A 16,860-nucleotide genomic window follows, 5' to 3' on the forward strand; every position below is an offset into this window, starting at 1 on the left:
TCTCCACAAGGCCAAGATTCTTCTGCTTTGTGCGGCCAACCAGCGCATATTTCGTTGCTGTGGCCGCTCGCCCGAAGCCCCCCCGCCCATGCTGGCACTATCTCTTTGGTCGCGTCAGCAGTTACCCACCGGCAATCCTGATCACACTGCTCTCCGCCCTCCCCTGCCCCGGATGGCCCGGCCAGATCGGGCAAACCGCGCCGGTTGCCCGGAACGCAGCATCATGGCGGCGACACCCCCGCCAGCGACAACAGGCAAACACGCCGCCATGCCATCCGGTTCGATACGCCGGACCACGATGGAGCAGCTGATCGCCGCCGGCACAGTCGACCTTGCGTCTGCGTCTCGACCAGGCGGCACTGGACGAGATACTCGATCGTCAGCATGACGGCATGGCCGCCGAATGTCGCCATCAGCTGGGCAGTGCAGACTCCATGCCGCCTCCTTGGCGACGAAGACGAAATAATTCCCTACGCCCTTTAATTCGTACCGGCGTCTCGACCGGGATCAACCGCCCCGCGCCCTTCGGGCCAGAAAAAGGCGGCATCCCCATAATCGCTACGCGATCACGGCTTCGCTGCGCTCGCCGCCCTACGGGTGGGCGATACCCCTCCCCCTTTTTCTTCTCGGGGCAGTCAAGGCCTCGCTACGCTTCGGCTGATCGCGGTCTCACCTGCCGGCAACTCATAGGGCGTCAACGGGAATTATCCCGATCGCCAAGGAGAACTGAAATGTCTGCAACCATCGCCCAGCTCACCTCCAACAAGAACGGCTACGCCGGCACCCTCACCACCCTCGCCATCCGCACCCCAATCGCTCTGGTCGAGAACAAGAAGAAGAGCGACGACGGCCGCGAGCCGGACTTTCGCGTCATCGCGACCCGCAACGGCTTCGAACTCGGCGCTGGCTGGAAGCGCGTCTCCCAGAACACCGGCAACGAGTATGTCTCCGTGACGCTGCGCGCCCCCGAGTTCGGCACGATCTACGCCAACATGGCTCCGGCGCCGGGCGACGAGGAAGGCAAGTACGTCCTGATCTGGAACCCACGCGACGGCAATTGAAGCCGCCACCGTCCAAGACCCTCCGCCTCCGGGCGGGGGGTCTTCTCGTGCTTCGCCCCGCATCCTCATTGCCCTCCGGCATCGCCCACAAAGCTCGGACAGGAGGACCAGGAGCGAGCATTTTCACCAGCTGAACGGTCTCCAATCCGACCTGCCGGTCGAATACGGCAAGCGCGCTGGTCGCGCGCTTATTTCTCTCTCTCAATGACGGCCCATTCTATCGCACCTCCTCGCGCGTCAAGGATGAGCGGTCCCCCCAATTTGCCGGCCTATGGCCGCGTCCCTACGGGCCGTTCGCAAATCGGTTCCCCCACTCCCCGCCTCTGGCGGCCGCTTCGCGGTCCCTGACCCGCTCGTCGATTACCGATGAGCCTCCTTCGTCATTGAAACGAAGGAGATGATGATGACCATTGAACAGCACATCGAAGAACTGCGCGCCTTATCTTGACAGTCTGCACCGACACCCGCGACCTTGCCTACGTCGATGCACATGCTGAGGGAGGCGCTTTCCAGGCCGGCCGCAGCGCTCCCACATAGCTGGCGGAGGCCGGCCTGGAGAGTGCCGGGCAGCTTTAGCATCTCCCGTTGACACAGGCTCCCGGGTGGGGGTCCGGGGGAGGGGTGGATAACCTGTGGATACTGTCGTTGCGCCTTCGAGCATTACGATTGAGGAGCGGCGGTCTGCTGACGGCCTCGATGCTTATGTGCCGAGATTCCTACGAGGCGGTGCGCTCTACGATCCTGATGTCGATCGCTTTTTCCTCGATCTGCCCCTTAATGGCGTCCGCTCACGTCATTCTCTCCGTGCCTACGGCTACGACATCACCGTTTGGTTGCGGTTCCTTGCCGATGCCCGCGACAAGACGGTCTGGGAGGCTAATCGGAAAGACGTCGAGGATTTCCATCGCATCCGTAGAAGAGGCGAACCCGGAAGCCGGATCTCGGCGGCATCATGGAATCGGTCCGTCGCGGCAATAGACAAGCTTTATGAGTGGGGAGTGCACGAGGGGCTTCTGTCTTCCAGCCCATTTTCGCATCGGGAGGTCTGGCGCCGCAATCGGACGCGGGGCCAAGGTCGGATTGTTGCTCGCAACGATGCTTTCGAACGACGGGTAAAGCGATCGGATATTCGTTTCGTCACGCTTGAGGATTTCCGAAGATTTCGGGATACAGGGCTGCGTGGCCTTGCTCCGGATGGAGTCGAGCGACCCGGAGCTCGTGACAGGAATGGACTTCGCAACGCGCTGTTTGCGGAGATGCTGGTGGTAACCGGCTTGAGGCTCGAGGAAGCATCGTTTCTCCTGGCGTTCGAAGTCGGCGCCCTGCCGGCGTTCGGTTCCGCGATCCGGCAGACATGGTTCAATCTGCCCGCAGGCCTTACCAAAGGCGAGCGTGGCCGGGCGATTCTTTTTCCTGACGGGTTACTTCAGCGGCTCCGGACCTACATTCGTGTGGAACGCGCGCATGCCGCGTCGAAGTTCAAAGCACGTCAAGGTTGGCAGTCGATAGAGCACCCGATCTTTGTCCGCCGACCAGTCTCAGGCCCGGCCAGCCTTGTGCTTGTCGACGGTCGAGCCGTTCCTCTGGAGGTCTTCTCGCCGGATGAACGGCAGCGTCTCATCGTCTGTGATCTGGACAATGCACCCGCCGAGCCGGCAGTGCTGTGGCTAACCGAGGTCGGTCAGCCGGTGCGCCCAAACTCCTGGGAGGTGGCGTTCGCTCGTGCCTGCCGTCGCTGCCGGGCGAACGGATTTCCGATCGACATCAGCCCACATCAGCTTCGTCACACTTTTGCCGTCCATATGCTCGCGATGCTCATCCAGCGCCAGCTCGAAGGCGCAGCTTCGGCAATCTCCGCCGGACCCGCAGAAGGTTACCGCAGGCTGCTCGGTGATCCTCTTCAGCAGGTGCAGCGGCTTCTCGGGCATGCGAGCCTGGAGACCACCTCCCTGTATCTCGATCATATCGCCACGCGCGCCGACACCGTCGATACCGCCGTCGCCGAACTGCTCGCGCTGCTGCCAAGCGGGAGCAGGCTATGAGCCTCCGCCCCCGCAAAGGCCAACCTGTCGCGTTCGGTCGCGAACTCGCTGTTCAACCACAGGAGCCGATAAAGGCGATATCGGGTCTGCGATTCAACATTCAGACGCAGGACGGCGGTGAGGTTCTGGTTGACTATGCTCGCCTGACGCCGCGTTGGCTCGCACTTGCGTTCGCCCGTGCACTGAGGCGGCTGGCCGGTCTTGGCGGGCGTCTGTCCGTCAGATCGACTGTGGCGGCTTACGCCCGCACCCTGTCGCTATTTCTCACCTACATGGCAGAGACCGGCGACGTGCCTGATGCCCCGGGACTCCTTCAAGCGCGCCACATTGATGGCTTCGAAGCCTGGCTGGCGGCAAACGGCAAGTCGCCAATCCACCTGATGACCATCCTGACGAAGGTCATCGTGGCTTTGCGAGAGATTGCCGCTGAAGGAACGACCACCTTTTCCGACACGCTGCACGACCGGTTGGCCTATACGACGTTGCGGTCGATACCGTCGTCGCATCCCCGGGATGCATACAGCCCATACATTGCGCGCCAGCTTCGCGATGCGGCTCGTGCGGATATTGGGCGGATCTTCCGGAGATTTCGCAAGCCCAGGCCGGTTGCCGCAGACTCTGATCTAAAGATCCTGGAAGACAGCGCGCATGCGCACATCGATGCGAGAGGCGTTCTCTTTCATACCGATCGCAAATATAAAGCTCTTCTGCATGCCCGAAGGGTGCGAGGTCTCTCGTCGGGGAACTTTTGTCACCAGCTTCACGAATGGCACTATCTGACCTCGCACCATGTAATACCACTTTTGGTGTTCCTGGCGCTCGAGACCGGTCTGGAGATCGAGTGCTGCAAGACCTTGACCGTCGAATGTCTCCAGAACCCTGCAAACGGTACGGTCGAGATCGCCTATGTCAAACGCCGGGCGCACGGCGCCGAGCACAAGACGCTTCGCGTGCGCGATGGCAGCTCGCGCACGCCGGGTGGACTAATCCGGTGGGTCATCGCCATGACGGCCGCCGCTCGCAAGCACCGGCCAAGCGATCGTCTTTGGCTGCACTACGGATTCGGTGGGCTAAAGTCCGGGCTAAAAGATACGCAGTATCTCGTCGACGCGTGGACAAAAGAGCACAATATTCTCGATGATGGTGGACATCCGCTCCATCTGGAGCTTTCGCGCCTCCGCAAAACGCACAAGGCACTCTGGTATCTGAAGACCGAAGGGCACATGACGCGTTTTGCCGTTGGCCATACGCGGGAAGTGGCTGCGCGGCATTACGCTGATATCCCTGCACTCAGACCGCTTCACGAGACTACGATCGCCGACGCTTTTAACGAGGCGGTCACATCGGCCCTGTCGCCGATCATCCTGACGCCGGAGAATGAGGATGCCTGGCGCAATGACCCGGTCGCCGCTTCAGCCGTCGCTCCCGCGGGAAGCGATCCAATCGCCCTCCTCGACGGCGAACAAGATATCTGGCTTGCGAGCTGTGGCGGCTTCTTTTCCAGTCCCTATGGCGAACGCGGTTCACCCTGCTCGTTGCCGTTCTGGGGCTGTCTCGAATGCCCGAACGCGGTGATCACCGCTCGCAAGCTTCCCGCAATCCTGTCCTTCCTTGATTTCCTCGAGGAGCAGCGCCTATCGCTTTCCTCCAACCATTGGGCGACCAAGTTCGCAGCCGCGCATACCCGCATCACCAGACATATTCTTCCTGCTTTCAGCGCGGCGACCGTCGACGAGGCACGTCGCCTGCTCGCTCACGAACCGGTTTCGGTCTACTTGCCGCCGGAGGTATCACTGTGAAGGCCGCGCTTTCCTCCTACGCCGCCATCGCGGTTGCCGACGATCGCCCGGTTCTGGCAACAGCGCCGCTGCATGCTGGTTTCGACAGATCCTCCCTGTCGCGTTACAGCGATGCTTACTGGGATTTGGGTCCGGCGGTTTTTCGTGAGAATGCGCGCCGCTCCGACACCAGGGTAGACGTCGATGCCGTTGGCGACCCTGCCATCGCGGCAGCCATTCGCGACTACCTTTATGTGCGCCTGAACACGGATTTACCCGGATACAAGATGCGAGCGTCACCGGTGAGCGTTCGTCGCCTCTTTCGTTTCGCGCTGACCTTCTTCAATTTCGTCAAGGCCGAGTGCAGGGTCTGTGATCTGCACCATGTCGATCAGGCGTTGCTTGACCGATTTGCCAAGTTTCTCCGCGCCGGCCGGAGGCCGGTCATCGTCTCCCAGTGGCTGGGGATCGTTTTCGACCTCTATGCCTTTCGTAACCATTTATCCGTGGCGAAGCTGTCCTTCGAGCCGTGGCGCGGTCGTAAGCCGGCCGACATTGCGGGTTATCGTTTCTCCGTCGAAGAGAACCGGACGCCCCGCATTCCCGAGGACATCATCCGGCCACTGCTTGCATGGTCGCTCAAATACGTCACGGTATTTGCGCATGATATTCTCGCGGCGCGCAACGAACTGCGGACGCTCGAAGATGGTCATAGGCTGTTTGTTGCCGAGGACGCGCTGGCGCCTCGCAATGCACGGCGGGCCCGCCGCCAGGCGCGTCTGAATGCCTATCTCGACGAACGCCGACGGCAAGGCCGCGGCATTCCGGTATGGCCGGTCAGGATCGGTGGGCCGGCATCATCTGTAGAGCCAGAGCCACCTTGGAACTGGCATCTGATCTATCTGCATATAGGCGCCGACGCCAATCTCCAACGACCCGCCGTGGGCCAACCCAACAATAACATGCGACGGACCGTTCAGGCTGCTGGCCGGGAACTGGGAACCGAGGTCGGCGGAATGGATACGCAGATTTCAGTCGATCCAGACACCGGCGGTCCATGGCGCTCCCGGTTCGACGTGAAAGCGCTCGCGGCGGAGGAGCGGATGTTGCAAGCCGCCTGCTACATCGTCTGCGCCTATCTCACCGGCATGCGCGATAGCGAGGTCCAGGCCATGCGACCCGGCTGTCTGTCCGTCACCAGGAGCGAGGACGGCCTGATCGACAGGCACCGGGTGAAGTCAGTCGCCTACAAGGGAAAGCAAACGCGTGGTGAGGAGGCCGAGTGGACTACGATCGCACCCGTCGCGGTCGCCATCTCGGTGCTCGAACAGCTTATCATCCGATCCGTCGAGCGGCGTGGTACGCAGACGCTCTGGCCAGTTCTCTACGTCGCACGGGCCCGTAAGCAAGCTCTCGCGACCGATATTGTATCTCGCCTGAACCAGTTCCGCGACCATCTCAATGAACGTTTCGGAACCGCAGGCGAACCTGTCATTCCGACCGGCCCCAATGGGTATCCGTGGCAACTGACGACGCGTCAGTTTCGCAGGACGATTGCCTGGCATATCGCCAATCGACCCTTCGGGACGATCGCCGGCATGATCCAGTACAAGCACGTTTCCGTCGCGACCTTCGAAGGCTATGCGGGTTCGAGCCGCTCGGGCTTCACCGCCGAGGTCGAGACAGAGCGTCGCCTCGGGCAGATGGATGACATACTGAGCTATTTCGATGAGCGTCAGCTCGGAGCGGGTCTTGCCGGCCCCGCCGCAACACGGATTGGCAGATCACTGGATAGCATCGCCGCTGAGCTTCAACCTTTTCCAGGCATGATCGCCGACCGCGCTCGCCTTCGTGTCCTGTTGGCGGATACGGCCCGCACACTTCACATCGGCGTGCTGGCCGACTGCTTCTTTGACCCTGCCACCGCCGTCTGCCTCCGCCACGTCTCATCAGGCGATAAGACTGCTCCTATGATCTCGTTGTGCGAACCGACGCGATGCCCGAACGCCTGTATCACAGCACGTCATCGTCCCGCATGGGCGGGCGCTGCGGAGAACGCCAAGGCGATCCTCAAGGAGAAGAAGCTGACGGAACTGCAGCGGCTTGCCGTCGGCGGGGACCTGCGACGGATCGAGAAGATCTTATCCTATAGCAAAGTCGTGAGCGGCTGACCCCAAAGGAATACGGTCGCGACCCCTGGTCGGGGTCGCGGGGTCTCTTCTTTCTGCCGTCCCATTCTACGGCTGCTCAGCCCGCGTCAAGGACGAGTGTGGGCCCCCGATTTTCTCTCCGCTCCGGTTCCCTGCGCTCCGACAAAACCGGCACCCCACTCGCCGGCGCTGCCGGTCGCGTTCCGCGATCCCTGACACGCGCTTCGTGCGCACGTGGCTCCGTTGACGTCATAAAAAAGGAGACGATCGACATGACCACTATGGACGAGATCATCGAATTACGCGCCGAGCTTCGGAACTGCTATTTCACGAAGAAAGAGCGTGCTGCGGCCAAAGCCCAACTGGCGGCTCTGATTGCAAAGGCGCAGGCCGAGGATGAGCACTTCGCGCGCTATATCGACATCTTTCTCGCGGACCTCGCGTGAGAAAGAAAGAGGAAGGGCGCAATCCCCCCTTCCTCAAATGAGCGCTTGACTGTCAGGATAACGCGCCGAGCTGCGGAACGCCGTGTATCCCGACGAGCGTCGCTGGATCGAGGTTGAACTCGAAAAGGCGATTATCGAGCGTGACGCGCTACTTGCTGATCTGTTCGCGGAGGACACCGAGATTCCCATCTAGGGAATCTCTTTCTTCTCATCGGCCGAATGATCCGACCGACCTGTCGATCGACAAACGCCGGCACCAGCTGCTCGGTCAGTATATTCGACCTGCCGGTCGAAACGGCAAAGCGCGCTGGTCGCGCGCTTTCTTCTCTCTCTCAATGACGGCCCATTCTATCGCACCTCCTCGCGCGTCAAGGATGAGCGGTCCCCCCAATTTGCCGGCCTATGGCCGCGTCCCTACGGGCCGTTCGCAAATAGGTTCCCCCACTCCCCGCCTCTGGCGGCCGCTTCGCGGTCCCTGACCCGCTCGTCGATAAACGATGGGCCTCCTTCGTCATCGAAACGAAGGAGAAGATCATCATGACACCTTTCAACATCCCCGCCGCACTCCTCGCAGTTATGGAGCGCAATGCTCTCGCCAACGCCATCGGCCTCGATCTTGGCCAGGCGCCTTTCGATCATCAGCCCCTCATTCGCTTCCACGTTCCCCTGCATGACGCTCAATGGCTTCTGACTGAGTACAATCCCGACACGCAGACCTTCTTCGGTCTCGTCTACTGCACCGAGCATCATGAACACACTCTCGGCCACGTCACAGTCGCGCGGCTCGCCGCCATCCGCGGCTTCGCTCGCACCCCCGTCGAGTACGACGCCGAGTTTCGTCCGGATCGCCCTCTTTCCAGCTATTGCGATCCCGATGACGGATATGCGGAAGAGTACTTCCGCCGCCCTGCGCACACTCGCAGCTGATCCACGATCCGCGAGGGCGCTTCGGCGCTCTCGCATCACCTCATCACCCAGGAGATCGCCATGACCACTGTTTTCTCAACCACCATCGAATCCGAAGGCTACGAACTGGAGCAGACCGTGACCACAGTCGAATGCCCTTCCTGCCGAGGCTGCGCCATCCATCGTTTCTACGAATCTGCTGAAGGCGGCTCGATCAACGCGTTCACTGTCATCCACTGCGAGCAATGCGACTACTACCGAGAGCGTTGCGTGCGGTAATCCTCCCAAGGGGGCGTTATGCCCTCTTGGTAATCCACCTCACAAGCTCCAATCCCTCCCTGGCCGTCTCCGGGCATCGAGCCCGTCGTCGCCCGTGGGGGGTGAGACTACCGCCTCTCCCCCCACACCCCCCTCACCTTCTGGACTGCTTCGCAGCCGGCCTTTCGGGCCGGTTGACGGACGCTGCCGCGAATTCGCCAATCAAACCGGGCTTCACTCGCATCAGATTTGCTTTGCCATCTGATGCATCGCTTCGCCCTACCGTGGCGCTCACACCCCTCACCTAGCTACAGCTTCGCTATCAACGCTCCGCGATTTGATAGCTCGCCGTGACGCTGTTTCGGGTGTTCGCTTCGGACTTTTACACTGGGAGACTGCCATCACGCTGTCTGCTGCATCCTTCCTCAGCCCGACGGATCACTTCGCGATCCTGGCTTCGTCGTCTGCATGCCACCTGCAAAAATTCACCCGTCCCGCAAGCGTCTCGGCCAAATTTTCTTGGTGACGACAGCTCCTGCCAGTCTCCCAGTGTAAAATGGCAGGATAGGCTAGCTGGGGACAGCTAGCCATTGCGCCCGAGGGGCGCTTTCCGACTACGTCGTTGGGGAGGGTCCGCGATCAGATTGCCGTTTATTCGGCCATGCAGCGCCGCCAGAGCGGCATCACGGCAATCGCCGTGTGGGTGGAGCGCGGAAGCACTGACGCCTCTCCTACGCGATTTACGGAGGTTTTTGCAAGCGACTCGGTTTAACCTTACGGCTTGGAGGCTCTGTCCGGGTACTGCAGCTGGCTTCGAAATGTGTTAATCCGCTAATGCGTTAATGCGTGAATACGTCAATAGCGGAAAAGCGGAATAACGTAATCGCGCATTGACGCAATATAGCTTAAAAATTCGGACCTTGGAACGGGTGCAAATCACGCATTGCGCTAATCGCCAATTGTGCGATTGAGTTAATACGGCATTGCGTGAATCGGGTAATGCGTGAATGCCACATTGCGGTAAAGCGTTATTACAGTAATCGCGTAACGGTGCAATGCGCTAATTGCGCAATGCGTTAATACGCTAATCGGATAATCCGCTATTGACGTATTCACGTAATCGCATGATACGCTAATCAGCTAAAAGCGCATTCGATCAATCACACAATCGGCGATTAGCGCAATGCGTGAACAAGTTAATATGTGATTCACACAATTTCGACAGACTGCCGTCTCGCAGCACACACAACAAAGAGGTCCGCCCACTCATGGCCGCCAAAGCCCCCACCGCAGCCCCATCCATTTCACTTGCCCTGTCCACTTTCAAAGGCGGCGGCGGCAAGACAGTGCTCAGCCTCAACCTGGCAGGCGAATTCGGCAGCCAGGGCATCAAGACGCTGCTCATCGACTGCGACGAGCAGCAATCGCTTTACCGCTGGTACCAAACGTCTCGCGCCCGCAAGCTTCTCACTGACGATGACAACATCGACGCGATCTCGATCCTGCCCAAGGAAGATTTTGACGAGAAGATGAGATCCGCGCCGCCGGCCGACATCCACATCTTTGATGTCGGGGGCTTCGCCCATAGTCGCGCTGTTGATGTGTTCAAACGCGTCCAGGCAGTCATCATCCCGGTCATCCTTGAGGCCACAAGCGCGACACAAGCAGCTAGCGTCTCGAACCTCCTGCACCAGATCGCAAAACAGGAGGGCAGGGAGGTCATTCCGCACGCTGCTATCTGGAACCATGTCGATCATATCGCGATGAAGAGCAATCGCGCCATTCCGGAAGTGATCAAGCTCCTCAATGCCGCCAAGGTGCCGACGTTCGACACGATCATCCGCAAAACCACACATTTCAGCGACGTCGGCGCAGGCTACGGCACGCTCTACACAAAGCTTCGCGAGATCGACAACAACCCCAAATTGGTTCCATCGGCAAAGAAGCGCGCGCGCGAGAGCGTGCTTGACGCCATCGACCAGATCAAAAGTCTCAACAACGAGTTCATCAACCTCATCAGCATGGCAGCATGATCATGGCAAAAGCGCCGAAAGAACGGGTGCAGGTCGGTGGCAACCTCGCCGAGCTCGCCAAAGGGTTCCGCAAAGCTGAACCGGTGGATCCAAGCGATCCCGCCCTGACATTCATACCGCCATTGGCATCAGTCGACGAATTGACCTCTTCGAACGTCGAGACGAGCAATCCAGCGATCGCCGATCAGCCGTCTGCAGAACCAGAAGCAAAAGTCGATGCGCCGGCGCCTGCCTCATCACCCGAACCGACACGGCCGTCAGCGCCAGCCACACGCGCGCCGGCATCCGAACGCACAGCGCCGCGGCCGCAAAAAAAGGTCACGCCAGAAGCCCGTATCAACCGCGCCGTATCGCCCGAATACACCCGAGTCGCGCTGCAGCTGCACAACGATGTCATGTCCCAACTTTTCACGATCGCGCTGAAGCAGAACAAACGCTACACCGCGGTGATCGAAGACTACATCATGGCTGGCCTTGAGCGACACAAGGGCTGATCATGCCCAGCCCGAAATACTCATTCCGTCTTCCCCAACACCAGGCCGACGAGCTGGAAGCATTGGCAGCGCGGATCGAGACCACGCCCGGCATGATCGTGAAGCTGCTCGTGTCACGCACGCTTTCTGAGGTGGCCACCGTCCTGGACGATCACGACCAGCAGCTTGAAAATATCCATCTTGCGATCCGCGACATCGCCCAGGTCTTCCGCGAACTGATCGCCGGCGATGTCGTCGCCTCCGACGAACAATCCACGCGTATCCTCGATACGCTGGAACATCTCGGCCGAGCCGTCGACTCTATCCGCGACTCCGCTTTTGTGCGACCATCGACAACTATACAGGATCTAATTGCCGCCCACGATGAAAAGCCCGTCCAGCAATCGCTCCGAATCTAAGCGTCGCCTGCCTTTCTTCCACGAGCTGCTCGAGGACGAGGAACGCCGCGGCGGTGGTGGGGGAGGGGGCTCCGGCCCGGCATCTCGTCGCAGTCGTCCTTCGCGCCGGCCGAGCGCCGCTCCAACCACACCTTTCAGCCGTGCAACCGGCAACAATGCCGTCGTCGTCAAAATCCTCTCCTACGGCGCCGGTGCGAAATCGGCTCGCAACGTGCTCGAGTACCAGGCCAAGGAAGAACGCGCGCTCGACCAGGACGGCCGCGAAGTCACCAGCATTCAAGACGCTCTTGAGCAATGGCAACGCGATTTCACCGAGCGCCAAGGGTCGAAGGATGTTGTCCTGCTCAACTATGAACTGCCGACCACCGATCGCGAAACCGTCACCAAAGCGCTCGACGATCTCGCCCGCGACGGCATCATTCAGGATGACGACACAAAGCGCACTTACGCCTACAGCATCGGCCCTGGCGTGAAGGGTCAAACGCGTCTCAGCCTCGCGATCGTTCTCGCACACGAGAAATCCGACCGCGCCGACCGCGGCACCGACAATCAGGCATCGCCGACGATCGACACCATCCGCGCTCTCGATCTGCGGATCTCATCGCGCCTGAAAGGGCAGGGGATCGAACCGGTCTCTCGCTATCCAGCAAAGTTCGCCTCCGGACAAAAGGGGCTGACAGCCACACTGCATGCCATGCAGCGTCAGGACAATGAAGTGACGCTGTCGACGCACTCCCACCTGCAGCAACGTGAGAACAAGACGCCGATCTATAAGAACGGCGACCAGCGTCGCTCCATCACAACCGCCAATCACAAAGAGCTGACGACAGAAGGCCGCACCGTCGGCGTGCTGTTGCAGAGCCGCCAGCCGCGCGACTTCATGCATCTTCTTCTTTCCGGCCCGGCCAATGTCGATCGCGCCAAATTCGTCGAGGCCGCAGGCGAATTCCTGCGCACCCAGTTTCATGGTCATCGCTACGCCTATGCCGTTCACAACCGAAACGAGATGGACAAACATCCTCATGTCCATGCCATCGTCAGTCTGAAAGGCCCCGGCAAGACCCGCCTCAACCCCAATATCCGCGATTTCACCGAATGGCGCGAACGCTTCGCCGACAAGGCCAGAGCCCGCGGGCTCGCCATCGATCACCAGCGCCGCCTCGAACGCGCCGGCCCGCCGCCGGTGAAGCGCTGGGAATGGGAAATGTTCCGACGCCTCGGTGCATACTCGCCGCCCAATGTCATGACCAAGGTCATGAGCAAGATCCGCGACAAGCCAACAGCGCCGAAATTGCCGGCCGGTCTCGATCGCTTCAACATGACAAAGAACTCTCTTAACCGTGTTCTTGATATGCTGGACACGATCGCTAAAGATCGCACACAGCCGAGTACCGCTCGCGAACTGACCCGCGACCTTGCTGTCGGGTTACGCCGCGAGTACCAAAGACTGGAAACCGCCGTATCGCAGGGCAGGGACCCCGCACTAGAGAAAGGTGATACCCACATGCTGCGCAACTCGCCAATCACCGCGAGCCAGGCAAAGACGGCTAAGGACGCCGTCGCCGCCACAGCCGCAACGTTCGCCAAGGCAATAACCAATCCCGCCGATCGCGCCCTGTTCGAATCGGCGACCCAGATCATCGGAAAAGTCGTCAACCTTCAGCTCGACGCCCGCGCGGCCAAAGGCAAGGAACGCGATAACGACAAAGCCACAAACGCCACATCGACCAAGTCGGCCGCCGGCCGCGATCCAGTGCTCGAAAAAGGCGAGATCGACCGCACCTCGAGCAATCGCACCGTCGATGAATCGCGTATCGCCCAAGCCAATCAGGGCCGCGCCGCCGACGATCGCAGCGAACGCGGCCGCGACAAGGGCAAGGAGCGCGAACAGCAGAAACAGACCGATCGCGAGCTGCCGACCCGAGTGGTGCTCACACCGCCCAAGGATCGCGATCGCGGCGATCGCAGCCGGTAGCGCAGTGCAGGGGAGAGCATGACGAACGTCATCCAGTTTCCGATCAGATACGGCCAATCCGGCGACGTCGTCTGCGAGCCGCTCGGCTTGTCTTTCCCCCGCATCTTCCGCATCGAGCAGTATGTCACGTCCGTGCTTATCAGCCGATACAATCTCGCCGGCGTCGAGCCAGGCACCAAGACCACTCATTCACTGCACAACGACCCGGCCGCCTATCCCGGTATGGTCGAAATCAAGTCCATCGCGACGCTCGATCGGTACGACCGATATTCGCTGATCGTACGCTACCACGCCTCCGCCGAAGCCGGCATGGCCTACCTGCAGGGCCTCAACGATTACGGCCTGGCCGACCAGATCGAGATCCGCATCAGCGGGGCAGAGGAGGGAGTATTTACCTTGGTCAATCGGATGACCGCGCCTGAGTGGCCGTCACCAATGATCATCTACTGCGCCAACTATCGCCAAACCCCCGCTTCGGCCGAAGAGACCTGGCTGCGAGGCGTCTCCGTTGCCGGCGACTGGTATGACGCCGCTGATCTGGCTGCACCACTGCACACGGCTTGAAATGGCATCGCAATCGGCATTGAACCTGGCTTATTCTACGCTCCTATTGCAGCCTAACCCCCAATTTTACCGTCCAGAATAATCCGGGCCTCCCCACGCCATGCGCGCATCTTGAAGAACGTCCGCTTTTCTTCGTTGTAGCCTCGGAACACGTAGAAGGTGGCATCATCGTCATCAGAGAACTGCGCCAGAAACGCCAACGGTGTGCCGTTATGAAAACACCAATCGACCTCGCCAACCCATATGGGTGGTTTGTCCACGGAACGGAAAAGCCCCTCCGTGGCCGACGCCACCCACGTCATGAAGTCAGCGGGCGCTTCAAGCTCGAAGCGCCTGAAAAGTTCGTCCTCGAAATCCTTGTCCCACGACGATGCCGCGTAAGCGCTCTCCGTGAAACTGTGAAGTGCGGACGCAAATTGTCCTCGCGGCGACTTCAGTTCGGCGACGGCAGCACGGCCTTTCTCCTGAAATTTCTTTCTCAGTTGGCCTGGTCGGCCCGAAGCTGGGATTTCGGCCATCACTCGAAACCTACCCGGCCAAATAGGAGATACCTCAATGCGCGTAGCTTACGGGCCTAGCTCATTAATTGAAAGAGCGAGTCTATTTGTGTCGTTTTCAGAAGACGGCTGCACTGAACGTCAGAAGCCGACTGCACTATAGCAGCGGAGGGGTTGGATCCATCAGGCAACGACGGGCTGCTGCCGGCCATCAGCGGACGCAGGGAGGACTTTCCGCAACCGGCCGTTCGATGCGGCACCGATGGCCTTCGCGCAGGGGTAGTGAATCCGCCAGGATTGACTTGCGCTGCCCTACCTCTCACTAGTGAGGGGCGGCAGCGCATCAAGCGGTGAGCGCACTCCGGCACCGCCAACTTTCAGCACATGCGTGTAAATCATCGTCGTAGAGACGTCGGAATGGCCGAGCAGATCCTGCACGGTTCGAATGTCGTAACCGCTGCGGAGCAAGGCCGTCGCGAACGAGTGGCGGAGGGTGTGCGGTGTGGCGGGCTTCGTGATGCCTGCTTGTTCTACGGCACGTTTGAAGGCGCGCTGAAAGGTCTGGTCATACATGTGATGGCGACGCACGACACCGCTCCGTGGATCGGTCGAATGCGTGTGCTGCGCAAAAACCCAGAACCACGGCCAGGAATGCCCGGCGCGCGGATACTTCCGCTCAAGGGCGTCGGGAAGCGCAACGCCGCTGCGGCCCTCGGCCTGGTCCTTCAGCCACCATGCCCGTGCACGCGACAGCTGCTCGCGCAGGCTGGGTGCCAAGCTCTCGGGTAACATCAAGGCCCGATCCTTGGAGCCCTTGCCCTCCCGCACGATGATCGTGCCGTGATCGAAATCCAGATCCTTGACCCGCAGTTGCAAACCCTCACTGATCCGCATGCCCGTTCCATACAGAAGCTGGGCGAACAAACGATGCTCGCCTTCCAGAAAACCGAGGATGCGAACCACTTCATCCGGGGTCAGCACCACCGGCAAGCGCCGCGACGGCCGAGGTCTTCCGATCTCCTGAAGCCAGGGCAGATCCGTGCACAGCACCTTGCCGTAGAAGAACAGCAAGGCCGCCAATGCCTGACGATGCGTGGAGACCGAAACCTTGCGCTCGTTCGCCAGCCAGGACAGAAATGCCTCGACTTCGCTGCTGCCCAAGGTTGCCGGGTGACGCACACCGTGGAAACGGATGAAGGCACGAACCCAGTGGACATAAGCCTGTTCGGTTCGTAAGCTGTAATGCAAGTAGCGTATGCGCTCACGCAACTGGTCCAGAACCTTGACCGAACGCAGCGGTGGTAACGGCGCAGTGGCGGTTTTCATGGCTTGTTATGACTGTTTTTTTGTACAGTCTATGCCTCGGGCATCCAAGCAGCAAGCGCGTTACGCCGTGGGTCGATGTTTGATGTTATGGAGCAGCAACGATGTTACGCAGCAGGGCAGTCGCCCTAAAACAAAGTTAGCACTCAATTGGGAGATTGCCGTGGCTTGGATCTATCTATTACTCGCGGGGTTGTTTGAGATCGGCTGGCCAGTTGGGCTAAAGATGGCCCAAGAGCCTGACACTCGTTGGAGCGGGATTGGGGTCGCCGTAGTATTCATGGGCATTAGTGGCGCGCTTCTCTTTCTAGCCCAGCGAACAATTCCTATTGGCACAGCGTATGCGATCTGGACAGGGATCGGCGCCGCGGGAACCTTCTTAGTCGGCGTCATGTACTACGGAGACCCCACGTCATTCTTTCGCTATCTGGGAGTAGCGTTGATAGTGGCCGGAGTAGCGACGTTAAAGTTGGCGCACTGAGCGCTAACAATTCATTCAAGCCGAACCCGCTTCGCGAGTCGGCTTAATTCAGGCGTTAGCACTCAATTGGGAGATTGCCGTGGCTTGGATCTATCTATTACTCGCGGGGTTGTTTGAGATCGGCTGGCCAGTTGGGCTAAAGATGGCCCAAGAGCCTGACACTCGTTGGAGCGGGATTGGGGTCGCCGTAGTATTCATGGGCATTAGTGGCGCGCTTCTCTTTCTAGCCCAGCGAACAATTCCTATTGGCACAGCGTATGCGATCTGGACAGGGATCGGCGCCGCGGGAACCTTCTTAGTCGGCGTCATGTACTACGGAGACCCCACGTCATTCTTTCGCTATCTGGGAGTAGCGTTGATAGTGGCCGGAGTAGCGACGTTAAAGTTGGCGCACTGAGCGCTAACAATTCATTCAAGCCGAACCCGCTTCGCGAGTCGGCTTAATTCAGGCGTT

Annotated in this window: 16 protein-coding genes; 14 read left to right on the forward strand and 2 right to left on the reverse strand. The window is 60.0% G+C overall.

Annotation, left to right across the window (positions count from 1 at the left end; translation table 11 throughout):
• The first annotated feature begins 731 nt into the window (after positions 1 to 731).
• From NDO48_RS30370 to NDO48_RS30425, 12 genes are all read left to right on the forward strand, one after another.
• Positions 732 to 1,061, forward strand: a complete 330-nt coding sequence (locus tag NDO48_RS30370; protein ID WP_267322134.1) for a DUF736 domain-containing protein — start codon at positions 732 to 734, stop codon at positions 1,059 to 1,061.
• Positions 1,062 to 1,693: 632 nt separating this feature from the next.
• On the forward strand, positions 1,694 to 3,103 hold the full coding sequence (locus tag NDO48_RS30375; protein ID WP_267322133.1) for a tyrosine-type recombinase/integrase: 1,410 nt from the start codon (positions 1,694 to 1,696) through the stop codon (positions 3,101 to 3,103).
• A complete protein-coding gene (locus tag NDO48_RS30380; RefSeq protein WP_267322132.1) occupies positions 3,100 to 4,902 on the forward strand; it encodes a hypothetical protein in 1,803 nt (600 codons plus the stop codon). The genes NDO48_RS30375 and NDO48_RS30380 overlap by 4 nt, the downstream gene beginning before the upstream one ends.
• A complete protein-coding gene (locus tag NDO48_RS30385; RefSeq protein WP_267322131.1) occupies positions 4,899 to 7,052 on the forward strand; it encodes an integrase in 2,154 nt (717 codons plus the stop codon). Before NDO48_RS30380 ends, NDO48_RS30385 begins: the two co-directional genes overlap by 4 nt.
• Positions 7,053 to 7,303: 251 nt before the next feature.
• Positions 7,304 to 7,477, forward strand: coding sequence for a hypothetical protein (locus NDO48_RS30390; RefSeq protein ID WP_267322130.1), 174 nt, complete (start codon positions 7,304 to 7,306; stop codon positions 7,475 to 7,477).
• Positions 7,478 to 8,014: 537 nt separating this feature from the next.
• Positions 8,015 to 8,404 (forward strand): DUF2958 domain-containing protein, encoded by a 390-nt coding sequence (locus tag NDO48_RS30395; protein ID WP_267322129.1) that lies wholly within the window; start codon positions 8,015 to 8,017, stop codon positions 8,402 to 8,404.
• A 60-nt stretch (positions 8,405 to 8,464) separates the two neighbouring features.
• The gene (locus tag NDO48_RS30400) at positions 8,465 to 8,662 is read left to right on the forward strand and encodes a hypothetical protein (RefSeq protein ID WP_267322128.1); all 198 of its coding nucleotides are present in this window, start codon (positions 8,465 to 8,467) and stop codon (positions 8,660 to 8,662) included.
• 1,247 nt (positions 8,663 to 9,909) lie between these two features.
• On the forward strand, positions 9,910 to 10,674 hold the full coding sequence (locus tag NDO48_RS30405) for a ParA family protein (protein ID WP_267322127.1): 765 nt from the start codon (positions 9,910 to 9,912) through the stop codon (positions 10,672 to 10,674).
• Positions 10,671 to 11,168 (forward strand): hypothetical protein, encoded by a 498-nt coding sequence (locus NDO48_RS30410; RefSeq protein WP_267322126.1) that lies wholly within the window; start codon positions 10,671 to 10,673, stop codon positions 11,166 to 11,168. Before NDO48_RS30405 ends, NDO48_RS30410 begins: the two co-directional genes overlap by 4 nt.
• Before the next feature lie 2 nt (positions 11,169 to 11,170).
• On the forward strand, positions 11,171 to 11,566 hold the full coding sequence (locus NDO48_RS30415; RefSeq protein ID WP_267322125.1) for a hypothetical protein: 396 nt from the start codon (positions 11,171 to 11,173) through the stop codon (positions 11,564 to 11,566).
• Positions 11,532 to 13,541, forward strand: coding sequence for a hypothetical protein (locus NDO48_RS30420; protein ID WP_267322124.1), 2,010 nt, complete (start codon positions 11,532 to 11,534; stop codon positions 13,539 to 13,541). Before NDO48_RS30415 ends, NDO48_RS30420 begins: the two co-directional genes overlap by 35 nt.
• Before the next feature lie 18 nt (positions 13,542 to 13,559).
• Entirely contained in the window at positions 13,560 to 14,105 is a 546-nt protein-coding gene (locus NDO48_RS30425) for a hypothetical protein (RefSeq protein ID WP_267322123.1), read from the forward strand.
• 53 nt (positions 14,106 to 14,158) lie between these two features.
• On the opposite strand, the gene NDO48_RS30430 is transcribed toward NDO48_RS30425, so the two are convergent.
• Together NDO48_RS30430 and intI1 are read right to left on the reverse strand one after the other, a co-directional pair.
• Positions 14,159 to 14,623, reverse strand: coding sequence for a hypothetical protein (locus NDO48_RS30430; protein WP_267322122.1), 465 nt, complete (start codon positions 14,621 to 14,623; stop codon positions 14,159 to 14,161).
• A gap of 291 nt (positions 14,624 to 14,914) precedes the next feature.
• Positions 14,915 to 15,928 (reverse strand): class 1 integron integrase IntI1, encoded by a 1,014-nt coding sequence (intI1, locus tag NDO48_RS30435; protein WP_000845048.1) that lies wholly within the window; start codon positions 15,926 to 15,928, stop codon positions 14,915 to 14,917.
• A gap of 160 nt (positions 15,929 to 16,088) precedes the next feature.
• On the opposite strand from intI1, the gene NDO48_RS30440 reads away from it, so the two are divergent.
• Together NDO48_RS30440 and NDO48_RS30445 are read left to right on the forward strand one after the other, a co-directional pair.
• On the forward strand, positions 16,089 to 16,406 hold the full coding sequence (locus NDO48_RS30440; RefSeq protein WP_267322121.1) for a DMT family transporter: 318 nt from the start codon (positions 16,089 to 16,091) through the stop codon (positions 16,404 to 16,406).
• 79 nt (positions 16,407 to 16,485) lie between these two features.
• Positions 16,486 to 16,803, forward strand: coding sequence for a DMT family transporter (locus NDO48_RS30445; protein WP_267322121.1), 318 nt, complete (start codon positions 16,486 to 16,488; stop codon positions 16,801 to 16,803).
• Positions 16,804 to 16,860 lie beyond the last annotated feature (57 nt).

This window comes from Aminobacter sp. MET-1 (assembly GCF_026521175.1).
Classification (GTDB): Bacteria; Pseudomonadota; Alphaproteobacteria; order Rhizobiales; family Rhizobiaceae; genus Aminobacter.